Source organism: Rhodoglobus sp. GW821-FHT12B09, from assembly GCF_058809925.1.
The window spans coordinates 52572-71877 of record NZ_JBXATB010000010.1; the positions used below are offsets into that span (position 1 = coordinate 52572).

General features: G+C 70.3%; 14 protein-coding genes. 13 read left to right on the top strand and 1 reads right to left on the bottom strand.

What is annotated here, in order from left to right:
* Positions 1 to 8 precede the first annotated feature (8 nt).
* On the top strand, positions 9 to 2363 hold the full coding sequence (locus AC1RTC_RS15560; RefSeq protein ID WP_493157251.1) for an ATP-dependent helicase: 2355 nt from the start codon (positions 9 to 11) through the stop codon (positions 2361 to 2363).
* The gene (locus AC1RTC_RS15565) at positions 2350 to 3783 is read left to right on the top strand and encodes an RNB domain-containing ribonuclease (RefSeq protein ID WP_493157253.1); all 1434 of its coding nucleotides are present in this window, start codon (positions 2350 to 2352) and stop codon (positions 3781 to 3783) included. The genes AC1RTC_RS15560 and AC1RTC_RS15565 overlap by 14 nt, the downstream gene beginning before the upstream one ends.
* Here the strand turns inward: AC1RTC_RS15565 and AC1RTC_RS15570 are convergent.
* A complete protein-coding gene (locus AC1RTC_RS15570; RefSeq protein WP_493157255.1) occupies positions 3764 to 4510 on the bottom strand; it encodes an oxygenase MpaB family protein in 747 nt (248 codons plus the stop codon). The two genes, AC1RTC_RS15565 and AC1RTC_RS15570, sit on opposite strands and share 20 nt — an antisense overlap.
* A gap of 411 nt (positions 4511 to 4921) precedes the next feature.
* Between AC1RTC_RS15570 and sucC the strand changes: the two genes are divergently transcribed.
* The 11 genes from sucC (at position 4922) to AC1RTC_RS15625 (ending at position 19261) form a co-directional block, all read left to right on the top strand.
* Complete coding sequence (sucC, locus tag AC1RTC_RS15575) at positions 4922 to 6085, top strand: ADP-forming succinate--CoA ligase subunit beta (RefSeq protein WP_493157256.1); 1164 nt, start codon at positions 4922 to 4924, stop codon at positions 6083 to 6085.
* 10 nt (positions 6086 to 6095) lie between these two features.
* Positions 6096 to 6986: a succinate--CoA ligase subunit alpha gene (gene sucD, locus AC1RTC_RS15580; protein WP_493157258.1), complete on the top strand. Its 891-nt coding sequence runs from the start codon at positions 6096 to 6098 to the stop codon at positions 6984 to 6986.
* Positions 6987 to 7092: 106 nt separating this feature from the next.
* Positions 7093 to 8619, top strand: coding sequence for an alpha/beta hydrolase (locus tag AC1RTC_RS15585; protein ID WP_493157260.1), 1527 nt, complete (start codon positions 7093 to 7095; stop codon positions 8617 to 8619).
* A complete protein-coding gene (locus AC1RTC_RS15590; protein WP_493157262.1) occupies positions 8619 to 10124 on the top strand; it encodes an alpha/beta hydrolase in 1506 nt (501 codons plus the stop codon). The genes AC1RTC_RS15585 and AC1RTC_RS15590 overlap by 1 nt, the downstream gene beginning before the upstream one ends.
* A gap of 16 nt (positions 10125 to 10140) precedes the next feature.
* Positions 10141 to 10623 (top strand): hypothetical protein, encoded by a 483-nt coding sequence (locus tag AC1RTC_RS15595; protein WP_493157264.1) that lies wholly within the window; start codon positions 10141 to 10143, stop codon positions 10621 to 10623.
* 2 nt (positions 10624 to 10625) lie between these two features.
* Positions 10626 to 11822, top strand: coding sequence for a cell division protein PerM (locus AC1RTC_RS15600; protein WP_493157266.1), 1197 nt, complete (start codon positions 10626 to 10628; stop codon positions 11820 to 11822).
* Between the two features lie 94 nt (positions 11823 to 11916).
* Entirely contained in the window at positions 11917 to 12504 is a 588-nt protein-coding gene (purN, locus tag AC1RTC_RS15605; protein ID WP_493157268.1) for a phosphoribosylglycinamide formyltransferase, read from the top strand.
* On the top strand, positions 12501 to 14102 hold the full coding sequence (gene purH / locus AC1RTC_RS15610; protein WP_493157269.1) for a bifunctional phosphoribosylaminoimidazolecarboxamide formyltransferase/IMP cyclohydrolase: 1602 nt from the start codon (positions 12501 to 12503) through the stop codon (positions 14100 to 14102). Before purN ends, purH begins: the two co-directional genes overlap by 4 nt.
* Positions 14103 to 14153: 51 nt before the next feature.
* The gene (ddaH, locus tag AC1RTC_RS15615; protein WP_493157271.1) at positions 14154 to 15365 is read left to right on the top strand and encodes a dimethylargininase; all 1212 of its coding nucleotides are present in this window, start codon (positions 14154 to 14156) and stop codon (positions 15363 to 15365) included.
* A 282-nt stretch (positions 15366 to 15647) separates the two neighbouring features.
* Entirely contained in the window at positions 15648 to 17456 is a 1809-nt protein-coding gene (locus tag AC1RTC_RS15620; protein WP_493157273.1) for an ABC transporter ATP-binding protein, read from the top strand.
* A complete protein-coding gene (locus AC1RTC_RS15625; RefSeq protein WP_493157275.1) occupies positions 17453 to 19261 on the top strand; it encodes an ABC transporter ATP-binding protein in 1809 nt (602 codons plus the stop codon). The genes AC1RTC_RS15620 and AC1RTC_RS15625 overlap by 4 nt, the downstream gene beginning before the upstream one ends.
* The last annotated feature ends 45 nt before the right edge of the window (positions 19262 to 19306 follow it).

Below are 19306 nucleotides of genomic sequence, written 5' to 3' on the forward strand. Positions count from 1 at the left end.
GACCAGCGATGACCTATGTCCTGGAGCCGTTCGAGCACGCCGACCCTGCGAAGGGCGGGCGCATCGACGACTCGCTGCTCGCCGACCTGAACCCGCAGCAGCGCGAGGCCGTCGAGTACCGCGGCCAGTCCCTGCTCATCGTCGCGGGCGCGGGCTCCGGCAAGACGAGCGTGCTCACGCGCCGCATCGCGGGGCTGCTGCAGACGCGCGAGGCCTGGCCGAGCCAGATCCTCGCGATCACGTTCACGAACAAGGCCGCCGCCGAGATGCGCGACCGCGTGCGCTCGCTGGTGGGCGACGACGCGACCGACGGCATGTGGATCTCCACGTTCCACTCCGCGTGCACGCGCATCCTGCGCCGCCAGGCCGAGCACTTCGGCATGAAGCAGAGCTTCACCATCTACGACACCGCGGACCAGCGCGCGCTGCTCAAGCGCATCATCAAAGACCTGGATGCCGACACCGTCGGCTTCACGCCCGGCGGGGTCTCGAGCCGCATCTCGAAGCTCAAGAACGAGCTCACCGACATCGACGCCTTCGCGCGCTCCGTGAACATGGACGACCCGAAGGAGGCCGGGTTCGTCGAGATCTTCAAGCGCTACACGGCCGCCCTGCGCCGCGCGAACGCCCTCGACTTCGACGACATCATCGCCGAGACCGTGTACCTGTTCCGCGCGTTCCCGGATGTCGCGGCCCTCTACCAGCGCCGGTTCCGCCACGTTCTCGTCGACGAGTACCAGGACACGAACCACGCCCAGTACTCGCTCATCCGCGAGCTCGTGCGGCCCGTGCTGCGGGAGAACGTGCCGCAGGACACGCGGATGAAGCTCGACCCGACCGGGGGCATCCCGGCCGCATCGCTCACCGTCGTCGGCGACAGCGACCAGTCGATCTACGCGTTCCGCGGGGCGGACATCCGCAACATCACCGAGTTCGAGCGCGACTTCCCGAACTCCAAGGTCATCCTGCTCGAGCAGAACTACCGGTCGACCCAGAACATCCTGGACGCGGCCAACGCGGTCATCTCGAACAACTTCGACCGGAAGGCGAAGAACCTGTTCACGACGGTCGGCGCGGGCAACAAGATCGTGGGATACACGGGCTACTCCGGCCACGACGAGGCGCAGTTCGTCGCCGACGAGATCGACGTGCTGCGCAAGGCCGGCTCGAGCCTCAACGACATCGCCGTGTTCGTGCGGACCAACTCGCAGACGAGGCCGCTCGAAGAGATCTTCATCCGCTCGGCGATCCCGTACCGCATCCCCGGCGGCACCAAGTTCTACGAGCGCGCCGAGATCAAGGACGCGATGGCGTACCTCATCCAGGTCGCCAACCCCGACGACGACATGGCGCTGCGCCGCGTCATGAACGTGCCCAAGCGCGGCATCGGCCCCGCCACCGAGGCGGCCCTCCAGGCGCACGCGGACCGCATGGGGATGCCCCTGCGCGAGGCCCTCGTCGACGCCGGCCAGCTCGGCCTCGGCCCGAAGGTGACCGCCGCGATCATCGAGCTGGGGGAGCTGCTGAACGAGCTCACGGCCGTCGCCGCCACGGCCGCGCCGCACGACATCCTCACCGAGGTCCTCACGAAGACGGGGTACTTCGCTGCACTGAAGAACAGCGGCGACGCGCAGGACGAGGCCCGCGCCGAGAACCTCGAGGAGCTCGTCTCGCAGACGAAGGAGTTCCGCACCGTCAGCCCCGAGGGCACCCTGATCGACTTCCTCACCAATGTCGCCCTGTTCGCCGCGACCGACGAGATCGACGACGGCGACGGCACGGTCTCGATCATGACGCTGCACACCGCGAAGGGGCTCGAGTACGACTCGGTGTTCCTCACCGGCGTGGAGGAAGACCTGCTGCCGCACCGCATGTCGTCCAACGAGCCCGGCGGCCTCGCCGAGGAGCGCCGGCTGTTCTACGTGGGCATCACGCGCGCGAAGAAGCGCCTCTACCTCTCGCTCGCGGCCTCGCGCGCGAGCTTCGGCGAGGTGAACGTGTCGATGCCGAGCCGGTACCTCAACGAGATCCCCGCAGACCTCATCGAGTGGCGCCAGTCGGGCGGCGGCGGAGGGTTCCGCGGGCCGCGCCAGGTGCGGGCGGCGCCGATGCGGGAGAGCTACGGCTCCCTGCCGCCGGCCCCGCGCGTCAAGACCGAGTGGACGAGCGCCGTCACGGGCCTCGTGCGCGACAACGGCGACCTCACCCTCGAGGTCGGCGACCGCATCCGGCACACCGACTTCGGCGACGGCAGCGTGACCGCGGTCACCGGCGAGGGCACGAAGAGGGTTGCCGAAGTGCAGTTCGACGTTGCCGGCCGCAAGCGCCTGCTGATCAAGATCGCGCCCATTGAGAAGCTCTGATCCGCGCGAGCGGGTCATCGTCCCGCGGTTCCCGAACCCGACGGAGCTCCTCGCCGACACTCTCCGGCTGATCCGGGAGGACCTCAACCTGCCGGAGTCGTTCCCGCCCGCGGTCGAGGCCGAGGCGAAGGAGGCCGTCGACGGCGCCGAGCTCCCCGGGGCCGACGAGACGGCCGTGCCCTTCGTCACGATCGACCCCGAGGGCGCGACGGACCTCGACCAGGCACTGCACCTCGAGCGCGCGGGGGAGGGCTACCGGGTGCGGTACGCGATCGCGGATGTTCCGGCCTTCGTCCGCGAGGGCGGCGAGGTCGATGCGGAGGCGCGGGAGCGGGGGCAGACCCTGTACGCCCCCGACGGCCGGATCCCGCTGCACCCGACCGTGATCAGCGAGCACGCGGCATCCCTCCTCGAAGGGCAGCTGCGCGGCGCGTTCGTCTGGACGTTCGAGCTGGATGCCGCGGCGAACGTGACCGCCACCGCCCTGTCGAGGGCGCGCGTGCGGTCGCGGAACCAGTTCTCCTACACCGAGGTGCAGTCGCAGCTCGACGACGGCACCGCCTCCGAGAGCCTGCAGCTGCTGCGGGAGGTCGGCACCAAGCGCACAGCCCTCGAGCGCGAGCGCGGCGGGGCGTCGCTCAACCGGCCCGACGAGGAGGTCGAGTTCCGCGGCGGCCGGTACGAGCTGGTGCGCCGCAGCCCGCTGCCGGTGGAGGAGTGGAACGCGCAGCTCTCCCTCATGACCGGGATGGCGGCCGCGTCGATCATGCTCGACGGGGGTGTGGGCATCCTGCGCACCATGCCCGCGCCGTTCGCCGACACGCTCGAGCACTTCCGCATGCAGGTCGCCGCCCTCGGCGAGCCCTGGCCCGCCGACCAGCCGTACGGCGAGTACCTGCGCGCCCTCGACCGCGGCAGCGCCTCTGGCCTCGCCGCGATCCATGCCGCCGCGTCCCTGTTTCGCGGCGCCGGCTACACGGCGTTCGACGGCGAGCTGCCCGAGAACACGGTGCAGGCCGCCGTCGCCGCGCCGTACGCGCACGCGACCGCGCCGCTGCGGCGGCTCGTCGACCGGTTCGTGCTCGTGACCTGCGAGGCGCTCGTCGCCGGGCGGCCCGTGCCGCAGTGGGTGCGCGACGCGCTGCCGACCCTGCCGAAGATCATGGGTCGCTCCGACGGGGTCGCCTCCCGCCTGGAGCACGCCTCCGTCGACGCGATCGAGGCTGCGCTGCTCTCCGACCGGGTGGGCTCCGTGTTCGACGCCGTCGTGATCTCGGCGAAGGAGGGCGGTGGCGTCATCCAGCTCACCGACCCGGTCGTCACGGCCACCATCGAGGGCGCCGTCACGGCGGGCGAAGCGGTCAGAGCCACGCTCGTCACAGCGGACATCGCGAGCGGCACTACCCTCTTCCGCGCCTGAACTCGCGCAGGTAGCGCCGCATCGGCGCGTGCCGGATGAACCGCGGCAGCCGCGGGTACACGGCGCGGGCGAACCGCACGAGCCGCGCGTACCTGCGCGCGTCGAGCGGCAGGCCGAACGCCTCGCGCAGCTCCTCGTCGAGCAGGCCCGCGGTCACGAGCCGCACGGCCGGCATCAGTGCGCGCATCCAGAGCGGACCGGCAGCGGGATGCAGCAGCGCCCGCGCCACGTCGCGCGCCGGCTGCTCCACCCGCAGCGGCACCCCCGCCCAGTACCGCGCGAACGCCTCGGGAGTCTCGGGCCACGCCGCCCGCGGCACCCCGAGCGTCGTCGCCACCACCGCCGAGTCGTCCAGCATGTACTGCGCCTCGGCCGGGGTCAGCGCGCCGAACACGAGTTCGTGCATCCGGACCGCCGTGTCGTAGATCGTCGCCGCCACCCAGACCTGCAGGTCGACGTCGCGCGCGTCGTAGCCCTCGCCGACCACCGGCCGGTGGGCGCGGCCGACGCTCCGGGCGATGCGCGCGACCTCGTCGGGGGTGCCGAACCGGATCACGTACAGGTAGGTGAGGGTGCCGTGCAGCCGGTCGAGGGGGCGCTGCGCGAAGTCGGAGTGCTCCGCGACTCCCCGGCCCACCGCGGGATGCGCGAGCTGCAGGAGGATGGCGCGCGCACCGCCGGCCAGGAGGACGGCCTCGGCCGCGGCATCCTCCACCCGAACTCGCATGCCCCATTGTCGCCCCCGCCCCCGCCCCCACACCCCCGCTCCCCGGCCCCCTCGCGGCCCCGCACCCCAGCCCCCGCGGTGCGAAATGCAGGAGAAGAGCGCTCCCACCAGTCGCCAGAGGCCGGGATGCCGCGCCCCCCGCTCGGGAACTCCTGCATTTCGCACGGGTCGGGCACGGGGAGGGCGCCCCCCGCTCGGGAACTCCTGCATTTCGCACGGGTCGGGCACGGGGAGGGCGGCGGATGCACGAAAGAACGCCGGAAGTTAACCCGGCCGCGACCCGGCCCCGGGCGAACCCGCAAGTTTGGGCGAGTAGAGTGCTTGGTGGCCAAAGTGTCTTGACGTCGAGTTAGTTCGGCGGGCGACCGGGGCCGAATCAATGGAATACCGACGCACGATTGCGAGAGTTACGTGGACCTTTTCGAGTACCAGGCTCGGGACCTTTTCGAATCCTACGGAGTGCCTGTACTTGCCGGCATCGTGGCTGACACGCCCGCCGAGGCGAAGGCCGCGGCGGAGAAGATCGGCGGCACCGTCGTCGTGAAGGCGCAGGTCAAGGCCGGCGGCCGCGGCAAGGCCGGCGGCGTGAAGGTCGTGCACAACGGGGATGACGCGGCCACCGCCGCGGAGGCGATCCTCCAGCTCACGATCAAGGGCCTCCCCGTCAACCGGGTCATGGTCGCCCAGGGCGCGAAGATCGCCCAGGAGTTCTACTTCTCCGTGCTGCTCGACCGGGCCAACCGCTCCTACCTCTCGCTCTGCAGCGTCGAGGGCGGCATGGAGATCGAGGAGCTCGCGGTCGAGCGTCCCGAGGCTCTCGCCAAGATCGAGGTCGACCCGATCGCGGGCGTCGACCTGGAGAAGGCCAAGGCCATCGCGACCGCCGGCGGCTTCCCCGCCGAGCTCGTCGACAAGGTCGCCCCCGTGATCGTGAAGCTCTACGAGGTCTACAAGGGTGAGGACGCGACTCTGGTTGAGGTCAACCCGCTCGTGCTCACCGAGGACGGCCAGATCCTGGCCCTCGACGGCAAGGTCACGCTCGACGAGAACGCGGCGTTCCGCCACCCCAACCACGAGGCCCTCGAGGACAAGGCCGCGGCCGACCCGCTCGAGGCGAAGGCGAAGGCCAACGACCTCAACTACGTGAAGCTCGACGGCGAGGTCGGAATCATCGGCAACGGCGCCGGCCTCGTGATGTCGACGCTCGACGTCGTCTCCTACGCCGGTGAGCGCCACGGCGGCGTGAAGCCCGCCAACTTCCTCGACATCGGCGGTGGCGCCTCCGCGACCGTCATGGCCAACGGCCTCGACGTCATCCTCGGCGACCCGCAGGTGAAGAGCGTGTTCGTGAACGTCTTCGGCGGCATCACCGCCTGCGACGCCGTCGCGAACGGCATCGTGCAGGCGCTCGAGATCCTCGGCGACTCGGCGACGAAGCCGCTCGTCGTGCGCCTCGACGGCAACAAGGTCGAGGAGGGCCGCGCCATCCTGCGCGCAGCCAACAACCCGCTGGTCACCCTGGCGGACACCATGGACGAAGGCGCCGACAAGGCCGCCGAGCTCGCGAACGCGTAAGGGAACAGAAATGTCGATCTTCCTCAACAAGGACTCCAAGGTCATCGTCCAGGGCATCACCGGCGGCGAGGGCACCAAGCACACCGCGCTCATGCTCAAGGCGGGCACCCAGGTCGTCGGCGGCGTCAACGCGCGCAAGGCCGGCACGACTGTCGAGCACGAGGGCGGCGTCAGCCTTCCGGTGTTCGGCGCCGTCAAGGAGGCGATGGATGCCACGGCAGCCGACGTCTCGATCGTGTTCGTTCCCCCCGCCTTCGCCAAGGACGCCGTGGTCGAGGCCATCGAGGCGGAGATCCCCCTCGTCGTGGTCATCACGGAGGGCATCCCCGTGCAGGACTCCGCCGAGTTCTGGGCCCTCGCCAAGGCCAAGGGCGGCAAGACCCAGATCATCGGCCCGAACTGCCCCGGCATCATCACGCCCGGTGAGTCGCTGGTCGGCATCACCCCCGCCACGATCACCGGCAAGGGCCCGATCGGCCTCGTCTCGAAGTCGGGCACCCTGACGTACCAGATGATGTACGAGCTGCGCGACCTGGGCTTCTCGACCGCGATCGGCATCGGCGGCGACCCCATCATCGGCACCACGCACATCGACGCGCTGCGCGCCTTCCAGGACGACCCCGAGACCACGGCGATCGTGATGATCGGCGAGATCGGCGGCGACGCGGAGGAGCGGGCTGCCGACTTCATCCGCGAGTACGTCACGAAGCCGGTCGTCGGCTACGTCGCGGGCTTCACCGCTCCCGAGGGCAAGACCATGGGCCACGCGGGCGCGATCGTCTCCGCGGGCGCGGGAACCGCCCAGGGCAAGAAGGAGGCCCTCGAGGCCGCCGGGGTCAAGGTCGGCAAGACGCCGAGCGAGACCGCCGCCCTGATGCGCGAGGTGCTCGCGGCGCTCTAACTCAGATCCGCTCATCGAGAGTGCAGTTCGACAGGGTGCCCCCGTGCGGCGACCCCGTCGAACTGCACTCTCGGCGCATGTGCGGGGGTGTCCTAGGCTGCAGGGTGTGAAACGTCGCCTGCCCCAGCTCGTTGCCGCTGTGGCGGTCGTCACCCTGCTTCTCGCCGGCTGCCAGTTCTTTCCGGGCATCCCGAAAGTCGAACTGCCGACCCCGACCGACACTGACGGGTTCTACTCGCAGACCCTCAACTGGGAGCGCTGCGGCGACGGCCAGGAGTGCGCGACCGCGAAGGCGCCCATCGACTGGGACTCGCCGGGCGACGGCGCGATCAGCCTCGCCCTCGTGAAGCACCTCGCGACCGGCACCGAGCAGGGCTCGATGCTGCTCAACCCGGGCGGCCCGGGCGGCTCCGGCTGGGACTACGTGTACTACTCGGGCGACCAGGTCGCGGGCCCGGACGTGGTCGCGGCGTTCGACATCGTCGGGTGGGACCCGCGCGGGGTGGGGCAGTCGACGGGCGTCGAGTGCTACACGGACGACAAGCAGAAGGACGAGCAGCTCTACGGCACCTTCGACAGCCCCTACGACACGGAGGGCTGGATCAACGAGCTCACCGGCGAGATGGAGGACTTCGCCGCCGCGTGCGAGAAGAACACGGGCGAGCTGCTGGGCAACCTGGACGCGGCGAGCAACGCGAAGGACATGGACATGCTGCGCGCCGTGCTCGGCGACGACAAGCTGAACTACCTCGGCTACTCGTACGGCACCTACTTCGGCGCGGTGTACGCGGAGCTGTTCCCGGAGAACGTGGGCCGCTTCGTGCTCGACGGCGCGGTCGACCCGCAGCAGACCGACTTCGAGGCGCTGAAGTTCCAGATGGCGGGCTTCGACAGCGGGCTGCGCGCCTACATGCAGCACTGCCTCGACAGCGGCGAGTGCCCCTTCACGGGCGACGTCGACTCCGCGCTGGGGCAGGTGCGCTCCGCCCTCGACAACGTCGACGCCCTGAAGCTGGTGAACTTCGACGGTCGCGTGCTCGACTCGGCGACCCTGGCGACGGCCATCATCGAGAACCTGTACTCGGAGTCGTACTGGAACGACCTGACCGACATGTTCACCGACCTGCAGCAGGGCGACCCGACGACGACGTTCACGAGCGCCGACGACTACAACCAGCGCGGGCCGAACGGCACCTACGACTCCAACGCGAACGACGTGTACATCGCGGCGACCTGCGCGGACGGCGACTTCGCGAGCGACCCGGAGTCGACCCTCGACCGCATCGCCGAGATCGACGCGTACGCGCCGATCCTCGGCAAGTACGCGACCTACGACGACTTCGCGGTGCTCGACACCGCGTGCACGCACTGGCCGTACCCGCGCGGCGCCGACCTCCCGACCACGTTCGAGGCGAAGGGCGCCGGCCCGATCCTCGTGATCGGCACGTCGAACGACCCCGCCACGCCCTACGCGTCGTCGGTGTCGCTGGCGAAGCAGCTCTCGAGCGGCGTGCTCATCAGCTACGAGGGCGAAGGCCACACGGTCTACAACCAGGGCGTCACGTGCATCGACGACGTCGTCGACGCCTACTTCGTGAGCGGCACGGTGCCCGCCGCAGACCCGATGTGCTGATGCGCGCCCGTGCAGCCCTGGCCGCGGCGGCCATCCTGATGCTGGTGGCGGGATGCACGGCGTCGCCCACTCCCGGCCCGACTGAGTCCGGCGTTCCTGCCGGCTTCGAGTCGATCTACGAGCAGCAGGTCTTCTGGAACCCGTGCAACGACGGCTTCGACTGCACGACAGTGAGCGCCCCGGTCGACTGGTCGGACCCGGAGAGCGACCGCATCCAGCTCGCCGTGGTGCGGCAGGAGTCCACGAACACCACGAAGGGCTCGCTGCTCACGAACCCGGGCGGGCCCGGCGGATCCGGCTTCGACTTCGTCTCCTTCGGCTACGCCGTGACCCCCGCCGCGAAGGCGGACTACGACGTGATCGGCTGGGACCCGAGGGGCGTCGGCCGGTCGACGCGCGTGACCTGCTACACCGATCCGAAGCAGACCGACGAGGCCCTCTACGCCACGTTCGCCGATCCGTACGAGTCGCAGGGCTGGCTCGACGAGCTCGCCTCGCGGGAGCGCGACTTTGCGAGCGCGTGCCAGGCGAACTCGGGCGAACTGCTCGCCCACATGGACACAGCGAGCAACGCGCGCGACATGGACCTCATCCGCGCGGTCGTGGCCTCCGACAAGCTGAACTACGTCGGCTACTCGTGGGGCACGTATCTCGGCACGGTCTACGCGCAGCTGTTCCCGCAGAACGTCGGCAGGATGGTGCTCGACGGCGCCTACGACCCGTCGCTGACCGGCTTCGAGCTCTCCCAGCAGCGGATGGTCGGGTTCGACCTCGCGTTCCGCTCCTACATGCAGGCCTGCCTCGACGGCACGGGATGCCCGTTCAGCGGCGACATCGCCGCGGCCCTCGGGCAGGCGACCGACCTGATCGCCTCCGCCGACTCCGCAGCCCTCGTGAACGCCGACGGCCGCGTGCTCGACACCGCGACCCTCGGCACCGCGGTGGCTAACTCGCTCTACTACCAGGCGTACTGGGCAGACCTCACGACGCTGCTCACCGCCTTCGCCGCCGGCGACCCCGGCCCCGCCTTCGCCGCCGCCGACAACTACAACGGCCGGTTCGCCGACGGCAGCTACCCGGGCAACGGCCTCGAGGTGACCCTCGCGGTCGCGTGCCTTGACTACGACCTCGCGGGCGACCCGGTCGCGACCCGCGACCGCCTCGCCCAGATCGACGCGGCGGCCCCCATCGTCGGGACCTTCATCGCGCGCGACGACTTCGCCGTCGCCGATACCGCGTGCCGGGACTGGCCGGTTCCCCCGGCGGCACTGCCGACCACGTGGGACGCGCCCACCGGTCCGATCGTCGTCGTCGGGACCACCCGCGACCCCGCGACTCCCTACGTGTGGTCGCAGGCGCTCGTCGGGCTGCTCTCCGACGCGGTCCTGATCACGCGCGACGGCGACGGGCACACCGGCTACAACAAGAGCAACTCGTGCGTCGACACCGCCGTGGACGCCTACCTGCTCGACGGCGTCGTGCCTGCGTCCGACCCGCAGTGCTGACCTGTACCGTAGCCGCATGGGTGTGGTGCAGCGCGTGCGTGATCGGCTGGTCACACCCGACGCGGTCTACGGCCTGATCCTGTTCTCGGCGCTCATCGGCGCCGTCGACGACGAGAACTCCGAGGCGCTCGAGGTGCTCGTCGTCTCGGTGGCCTCGCTCCTGGTGTTCTGGGGCGCCCACGTCTTCGCGGGCACCATCGCCGCCCACGGCGCGGAGACCCGGCTCGGAGAGGCGGTCCGCCGCTCCATCGGGCACTCGATGGGCATGCTGTACGCCGCCATCCTGCCGACTGTCGTGCTGCTGCTCGGGGTGTTCCACGTCATGACTGCCGATGAGTCCGTGGGCCTCGCGCTCCTCGTCGCGACGGTGGTGCTGGGCATCCTCGGCTACAGCGCGTTCGCGCAGCGCCGCAGCCACATCGCGATCCGAATCCTCGGGGCGATCGGCACCGCCCTGTTCGGCGCCGTGATGATCGTGCTCAACATCGCCGTGCACTGACCATGAACCGCCAGCTCACCGCCCTCTTCGCCGCCTTCGAGGCGGTGCTCGTCGCCGCGATCGGCATTGCCATACCGCTCGTGCCGCTGACCCTGCTGTGGGGCATCCAGTACGGTCTCGCCATCGACTGGACGGTCTTCTGGCGCGCCTCCGTCGACATCTGGCTGCTCGGGCACGGCGTCGACATCACGATGACGCTCGACCCCGCAACGGCAGGGCTGCTGGGATTCCCCGCGGCCGGCGCGCCCGTGACCCTCACGATCGCGGCTCTCGGATTCGCCCTGCTCACGGCCCTGCTCGGCGTCCGCGCGGGACGTCGCGTGGCGGAGGCCCGGCACCGGCTCCTCGGCCTCGCGGTCTCACTGTCGGCGTTCGCGCTCGTGTCGTTCGGGGTGACCTTCTCGGCCCTGCACCCCTTCGCGCGGCCCTCGCTCGTGCAGGGCACGATCCTGCCGGCGCTCGTGTTCTCGATCGGCGCCCTGATCGGCGTGCGCCGCGCCCGCGCCGGCGGCGACCGCGCCCCCGCGCCCGTGCGGGACTGGCTCGGCTCCCGCTCGATCACCACGCGCACTGTGCTCACCACGGGACTGCGCGCGGGCGTGGCCTCCGCCGCCGGCGTGATGCTCCTCGCCTCGCTCGTGACCGCGGGGGTGGTCGCGTTCTCGTACGCCCGCATCATCTCCCTCTACGAGAGCCTGCACACCGAGGTGCTCGGCGGGGTCGCGGTCACGCTCGGACAGCTCGCGTTCCTGCCGAACATCGTGATCTGGACGGCGAGCTGGCTCGTCGGTCCCGGCTTCGCGCTCGGAACGGGCTCGGCTGTGAGCCCGCTCGCGACACAGCTCGGCCCCGTGCCGGCGATCCCGCTGCTCGGAGCCCTGCCCCAGGGCGCGCTCGCCTTCGGCTTCGTCGGGCTGCTCGTCCCGATCGTGGTCGGCTTCCTCGCCGGCGCGCTCGTCGGTCCCGGTGCGCGCAAGCTCCTCGAGCGGCGCGAGCTCGTGCTCGTGGCGGTGTGCGCCGCGCTCGTCGGCGGGGTCATCCTCGGGCTGCTCGCGTGGTTCTCCGGGGGCGCGGCCGGGCCGGGCCGCCTCGTCGATGTCGGGCCGAACCCGTGGGCCGTGGGCGGCTGGGCGAGCGTCGAGCTGTTCCTCGCGTGCCTCGGCGGGCTGTTCGCGAGCCTGCGCCGCAAGGCGGGTTGAGCAGGGCGCTCTGGCGCGCGTGTCGGAACCGGGCGGGAGGCCGCGGGTTCCGAGAGCGCGGGCGGCCCACCCGACCCGCCGGTAGGCTGTTCGGGTGCTCTCACTCGTGGTCCTGATCTCGGGCGGCGGGTCGAACCTCCGCGCGCTGCTCGATGCGTCGCAGGACGCCGAGTTCCCCGCGAGAGTCGTCGCGGTCGGAGCCGACCGGGACGCGGACGGCTTCATCCATGCTGAGGAGTTCGGCATCCCGACCTTCTCCGTCGCCATGACGAACTTCGCGGACCGCGACGCCTGGGCCGAGGAGCTGCTCGCGCAGGTGCGGTCGTGGAACGCCGACCTCGTGGTGCTGAGCGGCTTCATGAAGCTGCTGCCGCCGTCGTTCGTCGCGGCGCTGAGCCCCAACCTGATCAACACGCACCCGGCGTACCTGCCCGAGTTTCCCGGCGCCCACGGCGTGCGGGACGCGCTCGCCGCCGGCGCCTCCGAGACCGGGGCGAGCGTCATCGTGGTCGACAACGGCGTCGACAGCGGGCCGATCATCTCGCAGGAGCGCGTGGCCATCGAGCCGGGCGACACCGAGGCCAGCCTGCACGAGCGCATCAAGCCCGTCGAGCGCCGGCTGCTGATCCAGGCGATCCTCGACATCGCCAACTCCACCATCGACTTGAAGGAGCTCTCATGAGCGGCCCCTCCCACGACATCTCCGAGTACCGCGAGCGCGACGCCATCCCGATCGAGCGCGCGCTCGTCTCGGTGAGCGACAAGACCGGGCTCGTCGAGCTGGCGACGGCACTCGTCGGCGCCGGGGTCGAGATCGTCTCCACCGGGTCGACGGCCGCGACGATCGCGGCGGCGGGCCTCGCCGTCACCGAGGTCGCCGCCGTCACGGGCTACCCCGAGTCGCTCGACGGCCGGGTGCGCACCCTGCACCCCGCGATCCACGCGGGCCTCCTCGCCGACCTGCGGCTCGAGTCGCACGAGCGCGAGCTCGCGGAGTCGGGCATCAAGCCGTTCCAGCTGGTGGTCTCGAACCTGTACCCGTTCGTCGCGACCGTGGCATCCGGCGCCCCCGTCCACGACGTCATCGAGCAGATCGACATCGGCGGGCCCGCTCTCGTGCGCGCCTCCGCGAAGAACCACGCCAACGTCGCGATCGTGACGAGCCCCGACAGCTACGCGCAGGTCGTCAAGGCGCTCACGCTCGGCGGCACCACCCTCGCACAGCGCCAGCGCCTCGCCGGCGAGGCCTTCGCGCACACCGCGGCCTACGACAAGGCGGTGGCTGAATGGTTCGCGGCGAACGTCGGCATCCGCGCGGAGCATCCCGAGGTCGTGGAGACGAAGACGTTCGAGGTCACCCTCAAGCAGACCCTCCGCTACGGCGAGAACTCGCACCAGGCCGCCGCGCTCTATGTGGAGGCCGACGGCGCGGGCATCGCCCAGGCCACGCAGCTCGGCGGCAAGGAGATGTCGTACAACAACTACGTCGACGCTGATGCAGCCCTCCGCGCCGCCTACGACTTCGACGAGCCCGCGGTCGCGATCATCAAGCACGCGAACCCCTGCGGCATCGCCGTCGCGCGCGGGTCCGGCGACGCCATCGCCTCCGCCCACGCCCGTGCGCACGCGTGCGACCCCGTCTCGGCCTATGGCGGCGTGATCGCCGCGAACCGCCCGATCACGCGCGCGGCCGCCGAGTCGATCAAGGACATCTTCACGGAGGTCGTCGTCGCGCCCGGGTTCGACGACGACGCGCTGCCGATCCTGCAGGCGAAGAAGAACCTGCGCCTACTGCGCCTGCCTGCCGGCTACCACCGCGCGAGCGAGGAGTTCCGCCAGATCTCCGGCGGCGCGCTCATCCAGTCTCCCGACGTCTACGGCGAGGTCAGCGCGGATGCCTGGACCCTCGTCGCCGGAGAAGAGGCCGACCCGGCCACCCGCGCCGACCTTGAGTTCGCCTGGCGGGCCGTGCGCGCCGTGAAGTCGAACGCCATCCTGCTCGCCCACGACGGCGCCTCCGTCGGCGTCGGCATGGGCCAGGTCAACCGGGTCGACTCCTGCGAGCTCGCCGTCAAGCGCGCCGGCGACCGAGCGGCGGGGAGTGTCGCCGCGAGCGACGCGTTCTTCCCGTTCGCCGACGGGCTCGAGATCCTGCTCGCCGCGGGCGTGAAGGCCGTGGTGCAGCCGGGCGGTTCGATCCGAGACGAGGACGTGATCGCCGCGGCGAAGCTCGCGGGCGTCACCATGTACTTCACGGGGGAGCGGCACTTCTTCCACTAGCCGCGCGCGCGGCCCAGCTGCCTCATAGGTTCCGCCCAGTAGGTTGTGGGGATGACCGCGCGCACGCTCGACCGCCCCCTGCCCCTCGGCCGCCGCTTCGCAGCCTCGTTGCTCGCCGCCTTCGTGGTGGCGGTGGTCACGCACGTGGTCGTCGTCCTGGTGTTCTTCTCGGTGAACGGCGCCACGGCGGCGAACATCCCCGCGATCAGCGACTACTTCACCGAGACCAGCCTCGTGCTGCTCGTCCTGGTCGCCGTCGCCGCGCTGCTCGGGCTGCTGCGCCGCTGGGCGATCGCCGCGGTCGTGGGCCTCGTCGCGAGCATCATCGCCGCGCTCGTGGGCACCACGCTGGGCGTGCTGCAGTCCGGGGCGGCCTGGACTCCCGACGCGTTCATGTTCATCGTCTCGAGCCTCCTCGCGACGAACCTGCTGTACCTCGTCGTCGCGACTGCCGCCACGGCGACGGTCGGGGTCCGCGTGTGGTTCGCCGTGGCATTCCTGCCCGGTCGCGCGAAAGCGCTCGTGCGCATGCCGTCGTCGCGCCTCGCCGAGGGCCAGGTCACGCACATCGACCGCGTCGAGGTGGACGAGGAGCTCGCCGACAGCCAGTGGGAGTCGTACGTCGCCGCGCTGGAGGCTGAGGGCTTCGAGACCGTTCCCGTCGACCCGAGCGACGACCACCCCGACTCGGTGTTCGTCGAGGACGCCATCGTCATCTTCGGCGGCACCGCGGTCATCACGAGCCCCGGTGCCGAGAGCAGGCGGGGCGAGACGGATGCCCTGCGCCCCCTGGCGCGCAAGCTCGGCTACACCGTGCGCGAGATCGAGCAGCCGGGCACTCTCGACGGTGGCGACGTCCTCAAGGTCGGCACGATGGTCTACGTCGGCCGCGGGGGCCGCACCAACGCCGAGGGCATCGCGCAGCTGAGGGCCATCGTCGCGCCGCTCGGCTACACGGTGGTCCCGGTGCCGGTCACCAAGGTGCTGCACCTCAAGAGCGCCGTGACCGCACTGCCCGACGGCACCGTGGTCGGCTTCGCGAAGCAGGTGGACAGCCCAGCCCTCTTCCACCGCTTCCTCGCGCTGCCCGAGCCCGGCGCGGCCGTGGTCGTGCTCTCGGAGGACTCCGTGCTCATGGCCGCCTCCGTGCCGAAGTCGGTCGCGCTCGTCAAGAGCCTCGGCTACCGCGTCGTCACGGTGGACGTGAGCGAGTTCGAGAAGCTCGAGGGCTGCGTCACGTGCCTGTCCGTGCGACTGCGCTGAGTTCGATCTCCTCTTGCATCCGGTGATGGCCGGGGCCTAGTCTGGAGGGCTGCCTTGGGGCGGCACCAGACGCTACGGGAGGGCACCATGACGAAGACAGAGAACGCCACGACGCGCACGATCGCGACCACGGCCACTGTCTTCGGTGCCCGTTATCCGCGCGTGCGACTCGCCTAAGGGCCTCGCCCCCTCCTGCCCCACGACGGCGCACCACGCCGACCCACCACGCAAGTCCACACAGCGACGCGCCTCGCGCCGCGCTCCCCATAAGGGTTGTTCTTCATGTCTTCACGCACGACCGAACCCGGTCGCACCAAGGCCGTCGGCACGTTCGCCGCGATCCGCCGTCTCTACCCCTACGCGAAGCCCGCCATGCCGCGCATCTACCTCGGCATGGTCGCCGCGCTCGCAGCGGGCGTCGTCGCCCTGCTCATCCCCCAGGTGCTCAGGTCGCTCGTCGACGGGCCGCTGCAGTCCGGCGACTCCGCGCAGATCTTCCCCGCCTTCTTCATCGTGCTCGGCCTCGGCGTGCTCGAGGCCGTCATGGTGTTCCTGCGCCGCACGTTCGTGCTGACGCCCGGCACCCACGTCGAGGCGCGCCTGCGCAACGCCCTGTACGAGAAGCTGCAGAACCTGCCCGTCAGCTTCCACGACCGCTGGCCGAGCGGGCAGCTGCTGTCGCGCGCGATCAGCGACCTCAACCTCATCCGCCGCTGGATCTCGTTCGGCCTCGTACTGCTCGTCGTCAACGTCGTGACCATCGCCATCGGCTTCGTGTTCCTGCTGAACATCTCGTGGATCCTCGGCGTGCTGTTCATGGTGTGCTCGATCCCGCTGTGGATCTACGGCTACCTGTTCGAGAACAAGTACTCGGTGGTGGCCCGGCGCAGCCAGGACCAGTCCGGCGACCTCGCCACCGCGGTGGAGGAGTCGGTGCACGGCATCCGCGTGCTGAAGGCGTTCGGCCGCGGGAAGCACGCGCTCGAGAACTTCTCCAGCCAGGCCGAGGAGCTGCGCGGCACCGAGATCGAGAAGGCGAAGGCCATCGCGGGCATCTGGCTGTGGCTGCTGCTGGTGCCCGACGTGACGTTCGCCCTGTGCCTGCTCAGCGGCGTGTGGCTCGCGGTCACCGGCCAGATCTCGGTGGGCGAGCTCGTCGCGTTCTTCGCGACCGCGACGGTGCTGCGCTGGCCCGTCGAGTCCATCGGCTTCCTGCTCTCGATGACCTTCGACACTCGCACGGCCGCTGACCGCTTCTTCGAGGTCATGGACTCCGAGAACACGATCATCGACCCCGAGAACCCCAAGACGGTGAAGGACCCGAAGGGGCGCCTCGTCTTCGACGACGTGCACTTCCGCTACCAGGACTCGCCCGAGAAGGTCACGGACCTGATCAACGGGCTCGATCTCGCGATCGAGCCGGGCGAGACGATGGCGCTCGTCGGCCTCACTGGGTCCGGCAAGTCGACGGTGACGGCTCTCACCACGCGGCTCTACGACGTGACCGGGGGTTCGATCTCGATCGACGGCATCGACATCCGGGAGCTTCGCCTCGTCGAGCTGCGCTCGCTGCTCGCGATGGCCTTCGAGGACGCGACCCTGTTCTCGGCGAGTGTGCGCGACAACGTGCTTCTGGGGCGTCCGGATGCCACGGAGGCCGACCTCGCCGAGGCGCTCGACATCGCCCAGGCGTCGTTCGTGCACGACCTCCCCGAAGGGCTCGACACCAAGGTCGGCGAAGAGGGCCTCTCGCTGTCGGGCGGACAGCGCCAGCGGCTCGCGCTCGCCCGCGCCGTCGCCGCCCGGCCGTCGGTGCTCGTGCTCGACGACCCGCTGTCGGCGCTCGACGTCGACACCGAGGCTCTCGTGGAGGCGGCACTGCGCAAGGTGCTCACCACCACGACCGCGCTCATCGTGGCCCACCGGCCCTCGACGGTCATGCTCGCGGACCGCGTCGCCCTTCTCGAGAACGGGAAGATCACCGCGGTCGGCAAGCACTCGGACCTGCTCACCACCAGCGAGCACTACCGGTTCGTCATATCCAGTCTCGAAGACGAAGAGAAGCGCGAACGCGCGGAGGTGAACTCATGAGCAGTGTTACCGGCGTTGAGGGCGAAGAGCGCAGCGACTACAGCAAGGCGGAGAGCCGCCAGATCAGGCAGCGCTCGCTGAGGCTGCTCGGCTCGCTCATCCGGCCCGTGCGCGCAAAGGTCATCCTCACCATGGGCGTCGTCGTCGTGAGCACCGCCGCCCAGGTGGCAGGCCCCGCGTTCATCGCGTTCGGCATCGACAACGGCCTGCCCGCGGCGATGAAGCAGGACTGGATGCCGCTGTGGATGACGGTCGTGGGATACCTCGTGACCGGTATCATCGGCGCCACCCTGATCGCGTGGTACACCGTGCTGACGGCGCGGGTGAGCCAGGCGATCCTGTTCGACCTGCGCAAGCGGGTGTTCCTGCACACGCAGCGGCTCTCGCTGGACTTCCACGAGAGCTACACGTCTGGCCGCATCATCGCGCGCCAGACGAGCGACCTTGACGCGATCCGGGAGTTGCTCGACTCGGGCATCAACCAGCTCGTGCAGGGCGCGCTCTACATGCTGTTCATCGCGATCGCGCTGTTCTCGCTCGACTGGGTCAGCGGCCTCGTGCTGCTCGGCTCGCTCATCCCGCTCGCCGCGCTCACCCGGTGGTTCCAGGTCAGGTCGCAGATGTACTTCCGCGACACCCGCACCGCGTCGGCTCGCCTCATCGTGCAGTTCGTGGAGACGATGACGGGCATCCGCGCGGTGAAGGCGTTCCGCAAGGAGAAGCGCAACGAGAAGGAGTTCGGCCAGTTCGTGGAGGACTACCGGTCCACGAACTACAGGGTGATCCAGCTGTTCGGGATCTTCGACCCCGGGCTCGTGCTCATCGGCAACCTCGCGCTCGCCGTCATCCTGCTCGTCGGCGGCCTGAGGGTCGCGGCCGGGGGCCTCGAGATCGGCGCGCTGCTCGCGGCCCTGCTGTACTCGCGGCAGTTCTTCGCGCCCGCGCAGGAGATGGCGATGTTCTACAACTCGTACCAGTCCGCCGCGGCGGCGCTCGAGAAGATCTCGGGCGTGCTCGAGGAGCGGCCCTCCGTGCCCGACCCGACGCGCCCGATCGACCTGCGCAAGGCGAGCGGGCGGGTGACGTTCGAGAACGTCGAGTTCGCGTACAAGGCCGACCGGGTGATCCTGCCCGCCTTCGACCTGGACATGCCGGCGGGGCAGACCATCGCCCTGGTCGGGTCGACGGGAGCGGGGAAGTCCACGCTTGCCAAGCTGATCTCGCGCTTCTACGACCCCACCACGGGCACGGTCTCCCTCGACGGGGTCGACCTGCGCAAGCTGCATCCCAAGGACCTTCGTCGTGCCATCGTGATGGTCACGCAGGAGGCCTACCTGTTCTCGGGCACCGTCGCGGACAACATAGCCCTCGGCAAGCCGGAGGCGACCCGCGACGAGATCGTGCGGGCGGCGAAGGCGGTCGGCGCGCACGAGTTCATCGAGTCGCTGCCGAACGGCTACGACACCGACGTGAACAAGCGCGGCGGGCGGGTCTCGGCGGGCCAGCGCCAGCTGCTGTCGTTCGCGCGCGCCTTCATCGCCGACCCGGTGGTGCTGATCCTGGACGAGGCAACGGCCTCGCTGGACATCCCGTCGGAGCGGCTCGTGCAGGAGGGCCTGCAGACCCTGCTCGCCGACCGCACCGCGATCATCATCGCGCACCGGCTGTCGACCGTCGCGATCGCGGACCGGGTGCTCGTCATGGAGCACGGCCGCATCGTCGAGGACGGCACGCCCCGCGACCTCATCGCGGGAACGGGCCGGTTCGCGCAGCTGCACGCCGCCTGGAGGGACTCCCTGGTCTAGCGGGCCCCGCTCGTGCCGAGAGTGCAGTTTGACGTGGTGCGGCCG